This is a genomic window from Sphingomonas sp. AX6, assembly GCF_902506605.1.
Lineage (GTDB): Bacteria > Pseudomonadota > Alphaproteobacteria > Sphingomonadales > Sphingomonadaceae > Sphingomonas.
Genome location: NZ_LR733979.1, coordinates 2,457,495 through 2,476,674 on the forward strand (window position 1 = coordinate 2,457,495; position 19,180 = coordinate 2,476,674).

General features: G+C 57.6%; 13 protein-coding genes and 1 tRNA gene. 8 read left to right on the forward strand and 6 right to left on the reverse strand.

Annotated elements, in window-relative coordinates:
* Positions 1–94 precede the first annotated feature (94 nt).
* From ENHY17A_RS11885 to ENHY17A_RS11895, 3 genes are all read left to right on the forward strand, one after another.
* Positions 95–982: a hypothetical protein gene (locus tag ENHY17A_RS11885; protein WP_201296394.1), complete on the forward strand. Its 888-nt coding sequence runs from the start codon at positions 95–97 to the stop codon at positions 980–982.
* 297 nt (positions 983–1,279) lie between these two features.
* Positions 1,280–2,356, forward strand: coding sequence for an HD-GYP domain-containing protein (locus ENHY17A_RS11890; RefSeq protein WP_159712972.1), 1,077 nt, complete (start codon positions 1,280–1,282; stop codon positions 2,354–2,356).
* Positions 2,357–2,759: 403 nt separating this feature from the next.
* Complete coding sequence (locus tag ENHY17A_RS11895) at positions 2,760–4,274, forward strand: HWE histidine kinase domain-containing protein (RefSeq protein ID WP_159712973.1); 1,515 nt, start codon at positions 2,760–2,762, stop codon at positions 4,272–4,274.
* Between the two features lie 1,514 nt (positions 4,275–5,788).
* Here the strand turns inward: ENHY17A_RS11895 and ENHY17A_RS11900 are convergent.
* The 3 genes from ENHY17A_RS11900 to ENHY17A_RS11910 all read right to left on the reverse strand — a co-directional run bounded on the left by ENHY17A_RS11900 (position 5,789) and on the right by ENHY17A_RS11910 (position 9,383).
* Complete coding sequence (locus ENHY17A_RS11900) at positions 5,789–7,252, reverse strand: glucoamylase family protein (protein ID WP_159712974.1); 1,464 nt, start codon at positions 7,250–7,252, stop codon at positions 5,789–5,791.
* Between the two features lie 91 nt (positions 7,253–7,343).
* Positions 7,344–8,780: a sulfatase family protein gene (locus ENHY17A_RS11905; RefSeq protein WP_201296395.1), complete on the reverse strand. Its 1,437-nt coding sequence runs from the start codon at positions 8,778–8,780 to the stop codon at positions 7,344–7,346.
* Positions 8,781–8,897: 117 nt separating this feature from the next.
* Positions 8,898–9,383 (reverse strand): metallophosphoesterase family protein, encoded by a 486-nt coding sequence (locus tag ENHY17A_RS11910; RefSeq protein WP_159712976.1) that lies wholly within the window; start codon positions 9,381–9,383, stop codon positions 8,898–8,900.
* A gap of 75 nt (positions 9,384–9,458) precedes the next feature.
* On the opposite strand from ENHY17A_RS11910, the gene ENHY17A_RS11915 reads away from it, so the two are divergent.
* The 3 genes from ENHY17A_RS11915 (at position 9,459) to ENHY17A_RS11925 (ending at position 10,738) form a co-directional block, all read left to right on the forward strand.
* Positions 9,459–10,229: a WYL domain-containing protein gene (locus tag ENHY17A_RS11915; protein ID WP_159712977.1), complete on the forward strand. Its 771-nt coding sequence runs from the start codon at positions 9,459–9,461 to the stop codon at positions 10,227–10,229.
* Positions 10,230–10,235: 6 nt separating this feature from the next.
* Complete coding sequence (locus ENHY17A_RS11920; RefSeq protein ID WP_159712979.1) at positions 10,236–10,496, forward strand: hypothetical protein; 261 nt, start codon at positions 10,236–10,238, stop codon at positions 10,494–10,496.
* A 155-nt stretch (positions 10,497–10,651) separates the two neighbouring features.
* Positions 10,652–10,738: transfer RNA gene (locus tag ENHY17A_RS11925), tRNA-Ser, on the forward strand.
* A 127-nt stretch (positions 10,739–10,865) separates the two neighbouring features.
* Here the strand turns inward: ENHY17A_RS11925 and ENHY17A_RS11930 are convergent.
* From ENHY17A_RS11930 to ENHY17A_RS14910, 3 genes are read right to left on the reverse strand one after another with little or no spacing between them, the layout of a single operon-like run.
* Positions 10,866–11,447, reverse strand: a complete 582-nt coding sequence (locus tag ENHY17A_RS11930; protein ID WP_159712981.1) for a hypothetical protein — start codon at positions 11,445–11,447, stop codon at positions 10,866–10,868.
* Positions 11,444–14,710, reverse strand: coding sequence for a hypothetical protein (locus tag ENHY17A_RS11935; protein WP_159712983.1), 3,267 nt, complete (start codon positions 14,708–14,710; stop codon positions 11,444–11,446). The genes ENHY17A_RS11930 and ENHY17A_RS11935 overlap by 4 nt, the downstream gene beginning before the upstream one ends.
* Complete coding sequence (locus ENHY17A_RS14910; protein ID WP_159712985.1) at positions 14,707–16,086, reverse strand: tyrosine-type recombinase/integrase; 1,380 nt, start codon at positions 16,084–16,086, stop codon at positions 14,707–14,709. The genes ENHY17A_RS11935 and ENHY17A_RS14910 overlap by 4 nt, the downstream gene beginning before the upstream one ends.
* Before the next feature lie 1,179 nt (positions 16,087–17,265).
* Here ENHY17A_RS14910 and ENHY17A_RS11945 point away from each other — a divergent pair.
* Together ENHY17A_RS11945 and ENHY17A_RS11950 are read left to right on the forward strand one after the other, a co-directional pair.
* The gene (locus tag ENHY17A_RS11945; RefSeq protein ID WP_159712987.1) at positions 17,266–18,315 is read left to right on the forward strand and encodes a lytic murein transglycosylase; all 1,050 of its coding nucleotides are present in this window, start codon (positions 17,266–17,268) and stop codon (positions 18,313–18,315) included.
* Positions 18,299–19,162, forward strand: a complete 864-nt coding sequence (locus ENHY17A_RS11950) for an SPOR domain-containing protein (RefSeq protein WP_159712989.1) — start codon at positions 18,299–18,301, stop codon at positions 19,160–19,162. The genes ENHY17A_RS11945 and ENHY17A_RS11950 overlap by 17 nt, the downstream gene beginning before the upstream one ends.
* Positions 19,163–19,180: the final 18 nt, after the last annotated feature.

The window sequence follows — 19,180 nt, forward strand, 5'->3', positions numbered from 1 at the left end:
CAACCAAAAAATGATGGATTAAAACTGCCCACGCACCCGTTCCCTTTTCTAAGCGCGCCGCAACCCGGCGCGTGACACGAAAAGGAGAACTCCGATGAAGGCTCTATTCTTGGCAAGCGCTACCCTGGCTATGATCGCAGCAACCCCAGTTTCGGCGCAATTGCTCGGCGGCAGCGGTGGCGGTGGCCTGACCGGTGGCTTGGGCGGCAGCATCGGTGGATCGTCGCTCGGCAGTCCACTTGGCTCCAGCTTCGATCGCCTGAAGGATACGACCCGCAGCACAACGCGCACCAGCCGCGAAATGCGCGGCGACGTTCGCACCGAGCGCCGCGTCGATCGTCGTCGCGGTCGGGTGAATGCGGACGGCAGTGCCAATGGCAGCGGGGCGGGCGGCATCGCTAACGAAACCAACGCGATGGGCCTGCCGCTGTCGGGATCGGGCAACGTGCAAGGCTCGGCTAACGCTTCTGGCACGCTCGACGCGCAGCTGGTTGGCACTGACGCCGTGCGCGATACCGCGGGCAGCGTTCGCGACCGTGCAACCGGCGCGATCAACAATACGCGAGACCGCGCTGGTAGCGCCGTCAGGCGAGTGCGTGAATCGGCCGACAATGCGGCCGGCACCGCGCGCGGCGTCGCCGGATCGGCTAATGCTGGCGGAGACGGTAGTGGTTCTGCTACCGGCTCGATTGGCGGCGGCAACGCGTCGGGATCGGCTAATGGGTCGAGTTCAGGAATGCTGTCGGTAGACGGCGCGGCGCTTCCGGCACTGAACCCCGGCGCTAGAGTTCAGGATGCCCGTGGTCGCCTGATCGGTCGCGTGCAGAATGTCCGTCGTAATACACAGGGCCGGATCGAGATGATTGATGTCGCCGTGGGTCGTCGGATCGCAACGCTACCGGCTGGCAACTTTAGCGCCGACGGCGACGTACTTGTATCGGCAATGGGTCGCGGAGCGGTAAAGGACGCTGCAGACGATTAGGCCGTCGATGGAACTGACCGATGGACGCTCGGCTGTTTGGTCGGGCGTCCACGCCTTGTTTCGCAACAACCCCTGGGCCGAAGAGCGTGCAAAAGCTGTGAGTCGACGCGAAACAGTGAATGCACACGCGCCACTCAAAGCGGTTGCCTCTTCAAATTAGTCTTCCGCCACCAACTTGCTCGCGCTGCAATTAACTTGTCGTTAGACGTGACAGACTAAAGTTTGAGTTGCCGGTCTGCGGCAGGGGACGAAGAGCGAAAGATGGACCTCCACTCCGCTAAGACCAGTGACTGCATAATGGCCGACGATTGGTATCCTGCCAAAAAGGATGCTGGTGATCTCAACATGCCGGCACGCCGTGGGGTGTCGCAAGCCGCCAAATGGCTGCTTCGCGCGAAGCCGGGCAATCACGCCCAGGAATGCGTGCGGGCTCGCGCGATCATGACCGAAGCGCGCGGGCTGGTGAAGGGCATCCATGAAAGCGTCGCCAACGGCGAACGCATCGATCCGCGCACACTCGATCCGGTCGTGGAGGCGATCGCCGCCTCGATCCAACGCGATCCGACCGCAATTCCCAGCGTTACCCGGCTGAAGCTGCGCCACGAATACACCTTCTACCACTCGGTCGCGGTGTGCGGGCTGATGGTCGGGCTGGCGCGCGCGCTGCGCCTCGACGAAGCGGAGATGCACCAGATCGGCCTGGCCGGCCTGCTCCACGACATCGGCAAGGCGCGCATCCCGAACGCCCTGCTCAACAAGCCTGGCCCGCTTGACGACAAGGAATTCGCGCTGGTCCGCGAACATACCGTCCGCGGCCACGAAATCCTGTGCGACGCAGGCGGCGTGTCCGACCTCGTGCTCGACGTCGTGCTCAACCATCACGAGCGGATCGACGGGCGCGGTTACCCGGCCAGAAAGGCGGGGCCGGCCATCTCGGTCCATGCCCGCATGGGCGCAGTGTGCGACGTGTACGACGCCGTCACCTCCGCGCGCAGCTACAAACCGGCCTGGTCGCCTGGCGAGGCGCTGGAATGGATGCGCGGGACAGAGGGGCATTTCGATCGCGCGGTGATGAACGCCTTTGCCAAGACCGTCGGCGCCTTTCCCTATGGCTCGCTGGTCCGGCTGGCGGGCGAGCGGCTGGGCGTCGTCCTCGATCCCGGCCAGGGCGATCCGCTCGATCCCCCGGTGATGATCTTCATGGACGCCGCCAGCAAGCGCCCGCTGCCTCCCTTACGCATCGACCGCGCCGGAAAATCGATCGTCGCGGTCGAATATGCCGAGCGGCTCGGCATTCCCGACTGGGCAGATGTTCGTAGAGAAATTATCCGCCATTCCACACTCGGAAGTAGTCAAGATACCCACGGTAAGTAGACTTCGATGGACAATCCGGCGCTCGCGCCGACGGCCAGTCGCGGGCGAGAGGTAAGGCCGGGGTCGGCATCGATTCACGGAATGGTGGCTGCACCCGACGATGGTCGTTCCCTAATAGGAGAAAAGGTAACGGCGACCGAGCAAGCACCGCTGGGTAAGGGCCTGGGTGTCTGCGCTTCCTGCAACCTTGTTGCGTACCTCCATATGTGCCTGGTTCGCCCCCGACCATATCTCCTGACACAGCCTAGTATCGAGTCATACAAATCGAAGTCGAGGGATTAAAGCGAGTCTTCGAAGAGTTATTGCGAGGTCGCCCGGCGCCTGAAATGTTAGACAACTTGATACAGGATCGATCACATCGGTTGTCATGGACCGGCTATGGATTTGAGACTAGGCTCCTGTCATGTCGACGCTTTCGTTTCCGCTAGCCGCCGACGGCGTGTTCGGCCCCGTCCTCGAAACCGTACTCGACGCGGTCATCGTCATCGATATGGGCGGCATGATCGTCGGCTGGAACGCGGTCGCGCACGCGACCTTCGGCTGGACTGGCGAAGAGGCCGTCGGCCAGTCGCTGGAGCAGCTGATCGTCCCGCCGATCCATCGCCAGGCGCATCGCACGGGGCTGTTGCGGGTGGCGGGCGGCGGTGAAGCGCATGTGCTGGGCAAGCGGATCGAGATCAGCGCGATTTGCAAGGACGGGCGTGAAATCCCGGTCGAACTGGCGATCAGCCGAACGCGGATCGACGACGAAACCTATTATTTCGGATTTCTTCGCGACATCTCCGCGCGGCGAGAGGCCGAGGCGCGACTAGAACGCCAAGCGCTGGAAACGCGAATGTTGTTCGAAGTCTCTACCATGGCGTCCGAGGCTGAATCCTACGAGCGCGCGCTGGAGACGACGCTTCGCGCGATTTGCCGGGTCAGCGGCTGGCCGATCGGCCATGCCTTCATCGTTCCCGAACTCGAACACCGGCTGGTATCTGCGGGTATCTGGATCGAGGATGCACCAGGCCGCGCGGATATGATCCGTGCCGCGACCGAGAACACCGCATTTTTCCGCGGGATCGGGCTACCGGGGCAAATTTGGCAAAACGGCGAACCAGTCTGGGTTGCGGATACCGATGCCGAAGCCAATTGTCCGCGTAAGGGGACCGGTTTTCGGGGCGCTTTCGGCTTTCCGCTACGGACCAACGGCCGCACGGTCGCGATCCTCGAATTCTTTTCCGACATTCCCACGCCACCCGACCCCGAATTGCTTCTGACGATCCGAACGTTGGGCGACCAGTTGGGCCGGGTGATCGAGCGTAAACGCACCGAAGAACGGCAGCGGCTGTTGCTGGACGAACTCAATCACCGGGTGAAAAACACACTGTCGGTCGTCCAAGGGATCGCGCACCAGACGTTCAGATCGGCAGCGTCGATGGATCAGGCCCGTACCATCTTGACCGGACGATTGAACGCGGTCGCCAAAGCACACGAATTGCTCGCCGCCGACCGGTGGAGCAAGGCACCCATGCTGGAGATCATCGAATCCGCGATCGCGGGATGCGGCGCGCCACGCGAACGATTTGACATCACGGGCCGCGATTTCAATGTCTCGCCGGTGACAGCGGTCAGCGTCGCGTTAGCAATCCACGAGCTATGCACCAACGCGTTCAAATATGGCGCGCTGTCGAACGATGCAGGACGGGTAGCGATAAGCTGGACCGCGACCGGGGGGCGCGCGCCCAGTTTCTCTTTTGAATGGCGCGAATGCGGCGGGCCGCCCGTGGTTCTGCCAACTCGCAAGGGATTCGGGTCCAACCTGCTACAACGCGGGCTGGGTGGTGATTTGGGCGGTAAGGTTGAAATGGATTTTGCGCGGGACGGTTTTGTCTGTCAATTTGCCGCAACTTTACCGGCACGCGTGGATGGTTAAAACTAGAGTCGGTTCGTGATTTTCTCCGCCAATCCGGCGTAACCAATGAGATAGCTGCTCGGATTAAAATGCGCCAAGTTTACCGCGTAGCCGCCGTCGTCAGCATCGTTCATTTATAGCACCCCTTGTACAGTTATGCTGATTATGCAGAATAGCTTCAACAAGCTTGGTGGCACTCCCTTTCACCACCTACGAGTTGGGCGGCCCCTTTCCGTACAGGGGTCGTCCATCTTTGTATGAGCCAGTGTCTAGGCGGAGAGGGCGGCTAGGTCGCGTTCTGCTCCTCTCCTGATCGGTGATATGGCAATGCTCTCCAGCGACTGTTATGCACATGCTAATAATTCAGGGGTCGTCAATATAGTTTGGTCCGCCTCCAATAATCTCGCTTAAAGTCTAGGCAAAGACCGTTTGCGCCTGGTCATATTTGATTACTTAGCGGATGAGTTGATTGCTGACAGCATCTAAACGTTGGGGGCGTTTGGAAGTCGGCTTTGGCAAATTTCCTCGCTTATTACGGAGTGAGCGAATAAGCGATTAGTCCGTCGATCCATCGACATAGCTGTCGATGTAATGCCAGTTGCGGCACGCCGCTTCATCGGGCCAGCGTCGGTTTGTCTTGAAGCACAACACTCTGCTCGAGCGACACTAGATCGTAGCCTACCGCACTGTGCTGTGCGTGAAGAATAGGTCAGTTCGGTCGCGAGAAGGTCCGCTTTTCGCAAATAATATTCCGAAGTTGTCAGTCCGCTAGCGGCCCATGAGCTGTTGAACCGGTGTCAGCGCGAGCCGCCGGTGGGCGGCCCCTTTCCGTACGGGGGTCGCCCATCTTCGCGTTATGAACGGAAAAGCGGAGAGGGCGGACGGGTCGCACTCCGCTCCTCTCCTAACCGCTGCAGGCTTCGGGGGCCCCGCGGCTCTGAAAAGTTTAGTTAAATCGTTTCGGTCGCGTCAAGTTTGCGCGATTAGACCGATGCGACCGCGTGAAGCCACGCGCGAAGGTCGTACTTACGCTAGCCGCCACCGACGGAGCTCAAAGATTGTCAGGTGCCGAATTTGTCCATCACTACGCGATGCAAAGTGCGGCTGTCCGGAACTTCACCACTATCGATTATGCCTTGGTATCTGCGAGCCATTTCTAGATGCGCAAGTCTAATCGCGGGATCGTTGGCGCGTTCAGCAAGGGTGCGGGCCTGTTCGAGGCGTCGCTCATAATAACCGATCGAGCTTCCCATTTCTCCCTCCAAATCGATGCCCCCCAGCTCCGATTCGGCAGATAATGTAGGTCGAAGGCGAAACGACTTGCATTAAACAGGATTAAATTGTGCTCCCAGTGGTAGCGGATCTCATGTGATCACGCCTAATTGCCTTTCAAATGGTGCGATTAACAAAGCTCCCTTCGAGATAGGGGACCTAGGCGTAGGTTACTCAAGTAAAGCTCAAGGGTCATTTACGCGCCGACGTAGAGGGCACAGTTGGAGATGTTTCGCTTCACTGATTTGCCGTGAAGCCGCTGCTTACTTATCCAACCAACCTCCGCTAAAACCGAGCTTCTGCAGTCCATTTCGGATGTGCGGGCTATTACGCATGGTACGCCAGATTAGTTCGCTGCGGTGGTTTTCGAGCATCGCGAGGATCGGTCCTTGGTCGATCCCAATATGATCACGTGCCACCCAGCCATTGATTGCATCGACCTGCCCGGTTCGGCTGCCGGCGTCAGTGAAGGTGAAGCTAGGATTGAACGCATCTTTAAAACCGTATCGTGAGTATAGCCGCGCACCGTAGCGATCCTTCATCGCCTTAAGTGCGGGAATGGTGATTTCGGGCGCGAAGGGGATCGAGCCGCCAGCGGCAGTCGGGACGATGGTGCCGTCATCTACAACACGTTCGCTGCTCACGCCTCGGGCGGCATAAGCCATGAAGCGACGCTCGGTGCCGCCCACTTCGCGCCCTTTTGCGGCACTTGGACCGTCCGACGCGGTCCAGCCCCAAATGTCGCCGGAATAATCGACCCAGCCATTGGGGTTGTCGATGCCATAGGCGCGCTGCGCTAGCGTAGCGCGGCGGCTGTTCTCGAAATAGTCGATGCCTTTGCGCTTCATAAAAGCGTCCTGGATGCCCCGGAAATCTACCCAGACATGCGAATATTGATGTCCGAACAACGGTTCGAATTGGAGATGTTCCTGGCCATAATAAGTGCCCCAGTCCTTCTCCATTCGGCCCGACCAGCCCTGATCCCATGCAGCCTTGCCGACGGGGTAGGTCGGCGATGCAGCCGCCAGGATGTAAACAAGCATCCCTTCGTTGTACCCCGTCCAGCGGCCCGGCCCCCATCCGCGCTCCGGCCTCCAGCCCATGATGATGGACCCAGGGTTCCGCGCATCTTTTTCTGGAATGCCGGTCGCGCCTTCCTGCGCCCATCGCCAGTTAACGCGGCGATAGATCGCCTCTGCCAACGATCGGATGCGGCGTTCCTCAATGGAATCGCCATCGTAATAAGCCTGTGCAAACAAAATCCCGCCAAGTAGCAAGGTCGTGTCCACAGTGGAGAGTTCCGACGTTCCGTGCCGCGTACCGTCGCTATTTTTGAGGAAATGGTAGTAGAAGCCTTGATAGCCCGTCATCCCGCTGGCGGCAGGGCCTTGCGGCGCGTCGTGATAGAACTCCATGCAGCGCAAGGTGCGCTCAACGGCCTGATCGCGGGAAACGTAGCGTCGCTCGACGCCGACTGCATAGGCGGTGATGGCAAACCCGGTCGCCGCTACACTGGAAAATGGATTGGAGGGCCACCGGTCGGGCGCCAGGCAAGTGTCGGTGGTCGTGGTGTCCCAAAAATAATCGAACGTGTCGCGGCTTAGCGCCTCAACAAATTTGGCGTCCCGAGCGCTAGCCGTAGGCGTGCTGATCCCGTCCTCGACGACAACGCAGCTCGACAATGCCGCAGCACTCATCACGAGGAGCAAGGCAGAAAGGCGTTTCATTGACAGGGACCTTCGGTTGATGGCTCTCGGGTGGGGCTGCATGCCCCTCGATCAAGCTTAGTTTTGCATCAGATGCGACGATCGAGGCGGTCTACCCCTTCACGATGAACGATTCCGGGAATGGCGCCCCTGCCGGGCCGTCGGCGTCGCGGAAGAAGTTGCGGCCCAGCGTGTCGGGGCGAAGCGGGATCTGCATCCCGCCCGTACGTTCCAGTTCAGCGAACATCTTCGCACCCATCGCCTGCGCCAGTTTCTCATGCCCCGGCTCGGCGAGCAGGTTACGCGATTCGAGCGGGTCGGCGGTCAGATCGTATAGCTCGTCCAAATCCCACAGGCCGTGAAAGCGGATGAACTTGTAGCGATCCTCGCGCAGCGCATGGACGGTCGGGGTCTGCGGAAAATTGCGCTCCCAATAATATTCGTAAAGCAGATGCTCGCGCCACGGGATCGTCTCTCCGCGCGCCAGCGGCAGGAAGTTCTTGCCCTCGATTGATGCGGGCGCTTCCAGTCCGGCGGCGGCGAGCAGCGTCGGCGCGACGTCGATATTGGCCACCACTTGTTCGACCTTGGTTCCGCCCTTGAACATCGCCGGGCAGCGCATCAACATCGGAATGCGCATCGATTCCTCATAGGCCGTGCGCTTGTCGATCAGACCATGCTCGCCGAACGCGAAGCCATTGTCGCCGAGATAGAGGATCAGCGTGTCGTCTAACTCTCCGCGCGCCTCCAGAGCGTCCATGACCCGGGCAATGCCTTCGTCGACGGCGAGCAAGGTCTCCATATAGGCCTTGTAATAGTCGCCGATGTCGAGATCCGAGTGATACGGGAAATCGACGCCGTGCCAGCTGTTACGCTGGTCATGGACCCAACGCGGCCGGCCTTGCGCGTTCGGACCTTCGGCCGCCATGGTCTCAGGGTAACGGAACGTCTCGTTCGCATAGCGGCCCTTGTGGCGCTCAGCGGGGATAAATTCTGAATGCACCGCCTTATGGCTGACATACATCAGCCAGGGCTTGTCCTTCGAGCGACCGTCCAACCAGTCGAGCGCGTAATCGGTCAGCTCGTCGGTGATATAGCCTTTTTGAGGCACCTTTTGCCCGTCGACGTTAAGCCCGTCTGCTTGGGGCAGATAGTGGCCCTGGCCAACAAAGCTGACCCAGCGATCGAAGCCGGGTTGCGGCGCGTCGCCGACATTGCCCATGTGCCATTTTCCGAAATAGCCGGTGTCATAGCCCGCGGCCTGGAGATATTCGGGGAAGAAGGTCAGCCCGTCGAGCGAGGCATGGTTATTATCGATCACCCGGTGCTGATGAGCGTAGAGTCCGGTCAGGATCGAGGCGCGTGACGGTGAGCAGAGCGCTGTGGTGACGAAAGCGTTTCGGAAATGCACCCCCTCAGCCGCCAACCGGTCGAGCGTCGGGGTTGCGCCGAAATCTTGGGGTTTAAGAAAGCCCATCGCGTCGTAGCGGTGGTCGTCTGTGAGAATGACGACGATGTTACGCGGTCGTGCGCCGCGAATGGATTTCAAGCGCTTTGATTGAGGCGCTTGCGCGACCCCCTGGGTTGCCCAGGAGAAAAGGCCGAACCCCGCGCCGGTGCTGCCCGCAAGCAAGACGCCGCGGCGTGATAAATCTAGAGGCATCGCTTACTCCCAAACCACCTGTTGGCTTCCAGCACCAACGAGTTCGCCCATATCCTCTGCGTCAAAGCAAGCTCGCGCGGCGAACTCATAGGAAAAGGGAAGGGCAGAGATAGCAACCGACCCGTGCTCGTCTTCGAGTATCATCGGCAGATCGTTGGCATCGAGCGGTCCACGGATCAGCGCTTTTTCGATCGGCGCGAGGACGCCGAGCATGCCGATCTGGGCGGCCGCATCGTGATTGCCGGCAATGATGACGATGGCGAGTGTTGGGTTGGCCGCCGCCCGAACCAGAAAGTCGCGAAGGCGCGTGAGCGCGGTTTGCGGCGGCCCGGCGCGGTCAAAGATATCGCCGGCAATGATGAGCACGTCAGGGGAATGCTCGAGGATGGCCGAATCGATCTGGGCGAGGATCGCATCGTGATCCTCGTCGAGCGGTAACCGGAAGAACTGGCGGCCGAGATGCCAGTCGCTCGTGTGCAAAATCCGCATTCCCTCGTTCCATCTAGTTTTTATACGTGCAGGAACTAGATGGATTCTGCCCGAAGAGTCAACTAAGGTCCCATCATGACCGACAGCGAGCTCAAGCCCGCACAGCGTGCGAGGCTACACTATCTGGATCAATGCCTCACCTGGCTGGGGCAGGCGAACAGGCGCGACCTGATCGAGAGGTTCGGTATCTCCAACGCTCAGGCGGCGGTAGACTTCCGGATCTACATGGAGCGCGCGCGCGCGCCCGCACCGTCCTATGACCCCGTTCGCAAAACCTATGTCGCGGACCGGGCGCATCGCGGACTCGAAAATACGGCCGAACCGCCCTTGCTTGAGGCGATATACGCACAGGCCCACCAGGACTTTGCGCGGCTTCCCGGACCGACCCGACAATGTCCGGCGCCGGTGATGCGTGAGCTCAATCAGGCGATCGAAAGGCGCTGTTTTGTCGAGATCGATTATGTGTCGATGTCGTCCGGCCGCCGCGATCGCCAATGGATCGCGCCCGCCCATATCGCTAGCGATGGCGAGCGATTGCATGTCCGGGCCTGGAGTCCAGATCGCAACGAGTGGCGCGACTTCCTTCCCGTGCGGGTGTCGGACGGCAGTAGTTTCAAGATGCGCCCGATCGAGGACACCCTACCGCCGGACGAGGACTGGGACATGATTGTCGAGGTCCGTTTGCGGCCCAGGGCGGATCTTACTGCGGAGCAGAAGAGGGCGGTCCGGTTCGAATATGGCTTCGTGGGCGATGATATCCGCTTCGAGACGCGGCGAGCCCTCGAATTCTACATCGTGCGGCGCTGGGGGCTGGATCGTCCTGGCGCCCGGCTTGAGCGGTATTGACCGCCGATGGTTGGCAAAGTCACCGTCGATCCCCGCGAGCGCGCCACCCCGGTTGCTGATCCCGCGATCATCGAAGCGCGGAGTCGACGGAACGGCCGCCTGATCGACGCCAAACGTGTGATCGGGTCATTCGATTATGCCGCCGCCATCCGCCTGAGGGGTGTCCTGAATGACGCCGGCAGTCGTGGCCGGCCGCGTCTGGTCTGCTCGAACTGCGGCGTCACGCTTTTCCCGGCGAGCAGCGCGCGCGCCGGAGTGTCGCGATGAGTTCATGCTTATCGATCCTGTTCGGCATGCTGTGTTCGAAGCACAGAGGTGCCAGTGTCGCCCGATCGAGCTTCATTCGCTCGTAGTATATATGGTCAGATCTCGGCGCCTTTTCCATTGATCGACAAGGTTAGCCCATCTATGGCCAGCGGCCTGGACGGGTGGCCGAGTGGTTTAAGGCAGCGGTCTTGAAAACCGCCGTGGGTTTGCGCTCACCGTGGGTTCGAATCCCACCCCGTCCGGATGACGACCTAGTTAGTCGATCTGATCAGCAAGAAGACCAGCTCTTCAATTCAAGATACGCCTGGTTCAAAGTCATCAGATTTCTCTTAACAAAATATTGTGCGAGAACTGACGGGAGCTCACGACCTAAGACGAAGAACGTCGACTTTCGAGCCATTTGGCGTAATCTAATGTCTTTGCCGCAGGAATTAGAACAGACTTGTTGGGGTGAGCGGATAAATCCCGTATTTCATTGGTTTGGCTATCAAGCACGATACCAACGTCATGGACCCGATCGAGAATTGTCGCTAACATTTCAAAAGCTACATCAAGCTTTCCGTCACCGAGATGCGATTCAGATTGTTTGGCGGGGGTCATCATTAGAGCAGACAGTCTCCTGTCCATCTGGTCTAAAGCATTTTTCAAAAAATCGTTTCGTGCCTTCAGATTTCTCATTTCTTTCGAGAATACTGAATCAGGTCGTTTGTTTTTCCTAGAAGTTTCATCCTCCAGGAAGTGTATCATCGACGCCTCCAGAAACGCTCTATATTTTTCATTACATCTTAATCTATGTGGGCTCCTATTTACTATCGGCCCCATAGCGTTGCTAAGTTGAGAAATATTGCGGCACTTAAACCCAGTTTTTATTAAATGGTTTTGCGCAAATAAAAGGCTATCAAGACATTGAGCTGTTATTTCTCCATGCAGTTTTGCTGCATTGTATGTCACGATGTTGTAGCTCGTTGATCTGCCAAGCCTAAAAGTTTGATCGGCTGTGAAGAAAGGTATTCAGTCAATGGCGTTTCGATTAATTTGGCGAGGTCGGATAACTCCCAGCCCCTTGCTGCCATAATCGTTCGAAGTAGCGATGCAGTGCGTAGCAGATTGTAATCGCAGTCTATTGCAACGAGCTCTTCCTCCGGCCACGCGGTTTTCGATAAAATTTGGCGGCGTATAATCTCTGACTGGATTGCCAATTCTGGGGTTTCTAGGACAGGAAATGCGTCGGAGTCTAATATTCTGGCAAGAAGAAACTCTTGATCCGTAGATGGCCCCGAAACCCTCTGAAGGTGCAATCTTACAATATCCGGCATGCCTACATATAACGAAGAGAAATCTTCGTTTTCAAGCATTTCCGTCAGTAACTTCTCTGAAACAGCCCATCCCAATAGTTCATGTGTATCAATATCAATACGGCTATATATCTCGCCTAGCGCAGATTTGTCGGGACCGCTCTTTACTTTAGCATACGAGCGCTTGCCGTGGTCAATCCGACTAGTGAGCTCTCTGATCTTAGCTCCAATTGCCGGCAAGTGATCTACGCTCTTGCATGCTATCGGGCATGCTCCACAACGCCTTCCCTCCCGGATAACGGGCAGGATGTCGGTCGGACACATCTCGCCTACCGGACAAATATGGGTATCTCTGAATACGATGTTGGACATTGGAGAGCTGCGAAGCAAGTCGATGCCTCCCGCCGACTCGACATCGGCCTCGTGATTGGAGAGTGAAAAGAATGCAAAGTCTGAGATTGCGTTGTCACGATCCTTTCGAAAGGCCATTTGCATGGTCGAATTCACCTCCGAAGCTTTCACATAAGCCGGACCGGAAACAATCGGGGCCGGCGGCATTTCACTGCGGCCCACCTGGCTGTCAGCATACCTAAGCTTGGCTCCCAGCACGTCGTCGGTTGGGTGAACATAGATCGCGGTCACCGCAGCAGACTTATGTCCGACGGCAGCAGCCAAGTCCTCCAAGCTTAAAAACGCCGATCGCAGTGAGATGTAGGTCGACCTACAGCTGTGAGGAGTATGAATAGGGGAAATCTTAAGCGCACAAAACGGAAAACCCTCAGGCGTTCTGGTGATGCGGGCATTCTTAGGTTGGGATTGCTTGACCAACGGCGTATACTCAACAATCCCTGAGTAATACCGCTCGAAAGCTAAAAGGATACTAAGCCATGTAGTCTGATAGGCGGCGTCGGTCAGCGGTTGGTTTGTTTCCGGATTTCTAAAGAGCGGTAAAATTTCTGGGAACCGCGTGGCCTCCCGCCCTTCATAAAGCACCGTAAAATCTTCGACGCCAAGTGATTGCTGATGATCCAACTCTCGCATCAGGCAGTCGTATACGCGCTTGAGAATTGGTCGCCTAAACCCATTGTGCACCTTGTCAGTGTTCACCCATAGGTATTTCACCACATCGTCTGAGTTGTTATCCTGTTCGGTATTATATTTGTTGAACGTCAGCTGGCAAAGCCATTGCACACTCTGCAATCTCAAACCGGTCTCAAGGGCTACGATTATCATTCGAATCGCAGAAATGCTGTTCTGCCCATTGCGAGAATCGAAGCGAACCAAATCAATTGGAACGTGGGAGACAACAAACTCTTCACCAAGATGGGTGTACCTCAGGTCAACCCCGAATTCTTTGGCATCAAGAGAGATATTTGCGGGAAATTTCCGTAGAGACGGCAGCATAGATTGCAGCCGCATCCCAAACAACTCAACCAAATAGAGCCAGTTTATCAAATGAGGCACTAAGTGCCGTGAAAACGGTACTTTATTTGTGGTCCGATTTTTTATGCCAACGACCCGAGGCAAATCACTCTTATGCAATGGGTTCCGGAACTCCGGCCCTGCGATAGCTTGATCGTCGGACGAAGTGTAATTGGCCTCGATGAAATCAAAGAAATGCAGTACAGCATTAATTTTAGCGTACTTGGTATCTGTACCATTACCTAGAATATCAAGAAATTTGATAAATGTTGGAAAGGGTCTTTCCTGCTTCGCACTGTCATATATGTAAGGTGTTCGCAGAAATAACCGGGGAGAATCCGGAATTAGAACCGTCGACAGGGGATTGTCGAACGCCGCAGCGGGAAGGGCTATAGCGAGATAATCGGCCAATGTTCGAAGCGCTGAACGCGGAGTTTTATTCTGCTCAAAGCCGCGAACGTTCTCTCGATACGTAAGATATTCATCGAAGAGATTTGACCAATTGGATCTTGCCTCCTCTGTCATCACAGAATCAAGAAAAGGGAGTTGCTCGCTGTCCGGAAACCACGTGCTCCGCTTTGTCCGGTTTTTGACTAAATTTACGAGGTCCCCGGGGTCTTCCGGCTGATTGGCAGGGGCCATTCCTCGTTTAGGCCTACTAGATAAATGGACGCGCCTTTCATGTTTAGTGATTTCGCGGAGCCTACCGCGCTCCCTGATGCGGTCATCTAACTCAACGTATGGAAAGTTGAAGTAGAACCTATCGCTAAAGTACAATTCCAATTGGGCCAAGTCCGAGCCGCCAAACTGCACTCGGTGTGGAAAAGATACCAAAATCTCTCGAAGAAAGAATGATAATGTCTGTTGGATCTTACCAACTGGATACCCAGTAGTTCCTTCATTGCAGGCACGATGAAAGTGAAATAAACCCGGAACCTCGGAAATATCGATAGACTCCGGCACCGTCCAGCTGGTTGAGTAAAGCCAGCGGGGTACGTGGCTATTCATTCTAAAGCTGGAGGAGGCACTTTTAGGATCATCATAGTCGACGCAGAATCTATAAAGCTCCGGGCCGTTCCTCCTAGTGATTTCTTTGGACAGTGTGGTTCCGAATGTATGCCAGATTGGAACCATTAGTGTTCCATCTGCCCATAGACGGAAGAGAAGGAATTTTGCTAAATGCCTAAACGATTGCCAACCGAAGGCATCGATAAAACTCTCCGTCCCCAATGTAGCGTATAGCTTTGGCGCGCACTTTGAAAAGAACTCGGATTGCGACGCGGTTCCTAAGCTCGGGAGTAATTGTATAAACGCCGAAGAAGGGTGAGTACCGGTTGTCGTATGAGAGATGATGTCGACAAACTCAATGCCTCTTTGGGAGGCTTGCTTTCCGGCCTCACCCACGGTCACCATCTCGGCGTATAATTCCAACGCGAAATGTAGCGCATTTCTGTCAAATGACTCTAGAAGCAATACTTTCGGAGATGTATTTATCATTTCACCGACCCGTCGATGAGGTTGGCTTGTAGCCGGAGGCGATCTGCAATTGTTCGGGGAAGGTCATCAAGCGCCCCGCCTCCCATCACAATCCGGTCCGCCAATTCGAGTTTCGCTTCAAGGACAATTTCGTCTTGGCGAGCATAGGTTCTGGTTGCCCTATCAGAGGCATGCCCCATCAACCGCTGGACTTCTTCCAACCTAAGACCGAAGCCGCCCGGCACTGGGAGATAGTTTGTGAGAAAGACGCCATACATGTGACGAAGGGAGTGGGGAGCCCACGACTTCACTCCCGTCTGCGGGATACTTGCCCTCTCACATGCCCGGTGAAAAGCAGTAGTTCGAGCCGCGTCTGACAGATCATAGAATGGCCGCCCTCGACTTTTCCCAGGGCGTATGTCCTGAAACACGTAGTCGCTTGGCAACGAACCTTGGCACTCGTGGGCCAAGTAGAAGTACATGCTTCGAAATACCTCCGACTTCAGCTCGGGCAAAAGGAAGATAGCCTGCGTCGTTCGCCCTTTGAACCTTAATTGCCTCGCTGGTCCGCCGTCTTTGGATCCCGGCCGATTATTTGGGTTAAGCACTATTATGGTCTGCGTCGGAATATCGACATCTCCCCATTGAAGAGCGCATGCTTCCGAAACCCTCAATCCGCTTGCGCCTAACAGCGCCCAAAGGAAGCGGTCGCGCCAAGAGTTAGCGTGTTGTAGCAGGTCTGGAAAGCGTCCAATCGGGAAGTCCTTGTAGCGTTCGTCAGATATCCCAACGCGGTCCCGATGCTGTGATCGAGTGGCGTCGATCGCGGTCGGAGGCCTGCGCAAAACACCACTGAGCATCGAGTTGCCCGGCATCGGCCTCGATACGACTGAGGCAAATTGAATCTGTTCGGATACAGGGGGCTTTGTTGAACTCAGCTCATCGTAAGCGCTCCCTTCGTTTAAAGCTCGCTCGAACTGGTCGGAAAGAGCGAGGTAGTGTCTGACCGCTGAAACGATGCCATTTGTGGAGCCTACCTGTCGGATTCCAAGGGAAGCTACTAAAGGAGCGCCCCATGCGATAAATGGATCACTCAGATGTCGCTTATCTATTCTACGCAAGCGATTGGCGTTTAGCTTTAACGGGACGTAGCGATCCAGCGCTTTAGAGATGTACCGCTTGGATGGGGAGACGGGATACAGCGAAATCTCTGACAGATAGTCTAAAAAGCAAGCGACAATATTCAGATATCTTCGTATAGTTTCAGGTGCATAGCTTCGGCAAAGTAGGTGCTCAATGAATGCACTAAATGATTGGTCAATCTCCCCATTTATATGGATAAGCTGAAAGTACTTGCTACCATTCAGAAATATGGGCGATCTGACGAAGTTCTTCATTCGATATAGCCCCGAGTATCCGTTGACATCTTAGCGCATTGCAGCTCTTCCGTCCAACTGGGAAACGAGACCGATTGTGACGGACGGAGCGTCGGACGGGAGAGCTAACCGCCAGTTGTGGGGCTCATAACGGTAACCGCAGTGTGGCGGCGAGATGAACGCGGAGGAGGAAAACAGCGAACGTTCAGTGGTAGCGGGCATTATGGCCGTGGTGCTCTTTAGACGGTGAAATGCCCGTTCGATGGCGTCAGTGGCCCTCGTGGGACGTGCCGCATACGCCGTGGCCCCGCCAGCGTAAGTTGAATTTTGCGGGGCGTGTGGCGCCGCCTGCCGCCGTTTGATCAGGTCGTGAATGCGGCAGCGTCCTAGGCGTCGTCGGCATAGACGATGTTCCGGACTGGCAGACGAACCAGCGACGCTTCCACCGGACGGCAAACTGGGCTTGGTCTTGCATCACTTTGAGGCGAGCGGCCGCCCTCTTCCATAGGTGGTGGCAGATTGCTGCGGCATAGTGCCTGATGAACCCGGAAGTTTTCAGCTCGACGTTCAATCAGTGTTCAATGAGAACGCGCCCAAACCGTAGTAGTAACCTGAATATGACCCCGAATGTGTCGCCAGATCGTTCGACCCGGTTGGCGACCCGCGCGTTGAACACTGAGGCGGAGCCGTGAACCATAGCCAGTTGCGTTCGCCGTAGCCCGTGCAGTCGCGCTCAGATTAAGTAAGATCGTTTGAAGCGATTAGTGGGAGTGGCCACTTCGTTTGCAACGTCATAGCGCTGTCAGGGGACAGAACGGTCGATACTCAGAATCATCGCTAGGCCTCGAACGAATTGCGATCTCACATGAAATCGAGTGCTTCGCCCTCATGATTTACGAGTCTTGGGCAGCGTTCGGGAATGTATGAGCTTGAGCACACCACTGAGGGATGCAAACTACCGCCGATACACCTTCTGTAGGATCCATCTGAACGCCAAACCCGCATGGGGGATGGCCTACCGCTAGTTAAGGTAAGAACCCACGGTGAGCTTGCACCCACGGCGGTTTTCAAGACCGCTGCCTTAAACCACTCGGCCACCTGTCCGCTTGAGCGCGCGAATAGGGCGATCGGAGGGTTTCTTGCAAGCAAATGTGTCGGTGGGGGTTTCGCGCGGCCCCCGCGCTGTGCATAACAACCGACATGCGGGTAGTGTTCGGAAATGCGCGACGTGCGGGCCTTGGCCTTTTTGCGTTTGCGCTTGCAGCCATTTGTCCCTCCTCTGCTGCGTTCGCGCAGGATGGGGCGAGTTTCGATTCCTACATGCGGACGCTGTCCGCCGAGGCACGGCGTGAAGGGGTCAGCCAGCGGACGATCGATGCGGTCGTGCCTACGCTGACCTACAACCCGCGCGTCGTCGAACTCGATCGCGGGCAGCCGGGCGGCGCGCCGGGATCGAGCGCGATACCGCCTTTCGCCCCCTACAAGGCACGGCATGTCGATGCGTCGCGGATCAGTCGCGGGCGCAATGCCTATCAACGGGTGCGCCCGACGCTCTACCGGATTTCGGAGCAGACCGGCGTGCCGACGCAGGTGATGGTCGCCATCTGGGGGCATGAGACCAATTACGGCGCAGTGCGCGGCGATTTCGACCTCGCACGCTCACTTGCTAGCCTGGCCTATGAAGGCCGCCGCCGCGCCTTGTTCTCCGGTGAGTTCATCGCGGTGCTGAAGGCGATGGATCGTGGCATCCCGCGGTCGCGGCTGGTCGGTAGCTGGGCCGGAGCCACGGGGCATCCGCAATTCCTGCCTTCGGTTTACTTGCGCCTTGCCGTCGATGGCGATGGCGATGGTGTCGCCGATATCTGGAGCAGCGAAGCCGATGCGCTGGCGTCGATCGCCAATTATTTCGTGTTTTCGGGCTGGCGCTCGGGCGAGCCGTGGGGCGTGCCGGTGCGCGTGCCCGGCGGCTTCAACCGCAGCGAGCTGACGACACGGATGGTGTCGCCGCGCTGCCCACGGGTGTTCGAACGGCATAGCCAGTGGCGGACGATGGCCGAATGGCGCGCGCTGGGCATTACGCCACAAGGTCGCACGCTGGGCGACAACGTCATGGCATCGCTGATCGAGCCCGACGGGCCGGGGCAGACCGCTTATCTGTTGACCGGGAATTACCGGGTCATCCTCGATTATAACTGTTCCAATTTCTATGCTTTGTCGGTGGGGTTGCTGGCGGATGAAATCGCGCGCTGAGTTGTTCCTGCTGCCATTGGCGGCATTCGCGCTGGGGGGCGCAGCTTCGCAGGACATGCCGGTGGTCCCCGACGGCGTGCCGAGCGGATCGTCGCAAGTGCAGCCGGGCGAGGAGCGCGTCGATCAGGTCGGCTATGCCCGCGCGCATGAGGGCGCTGCACCGCCGCGGATCGCCGCTTATGCCGCGCATGCGACACTGAACGCGGGCGATTTCGTTGAGGTCACCGCACTGGATAGCGGCAAGACGATCCTGGTGGCGGTTACCGAACAGGCGGCGCTGCCCGCGGGTACGGTTGTTAGGCTATCTCCGGTGGCCGCAAGCCAGCTTGGTCTGGAGTTGTCGAAGCCCGCGCCGGTGCGGGTGCGCGCACTTGCGCCAACCGCGCAGGACGAGGCGGCGTTGGTATCGGGCGGTGCGGCCCCGACCCGTCTCGATGCGCCTGCCGCCTTGCTGACCGGCCTTCGTGCGATGTTGCCTGCGGGCGGCGCGCCGGTCGCGGTCGCCACTACGGCCCCCGCCGCGATCCCGACCTCCTCACCCGCTGCCAGCCCGACGCCCGCGCCAAAGCCCAGCCCGAGTCCGGTTGCCACGACGACCCCAACGCCGCGTCCGACGCCTGCGGTGCAGCCCGCTCGGACAGGCAGGTTCGTGGTTCAGGTCGGCACTTTCTCCAGTGCCGCGAACGCCAAATCGCTCGCCACTCGACTGGGTGGCTTTACCGATGCCAGCGGTGCGCTTACCCGCGTCCGGATGGGGCCGTTCGTCACGCGTGCCGATGCGGACGCGGCGCGAACCAAGGCGATTGTCGCCGGGTATCGCGACGCGACGGTCGTTCGTTCCAACTGATCTTGAACATTTTTCTGT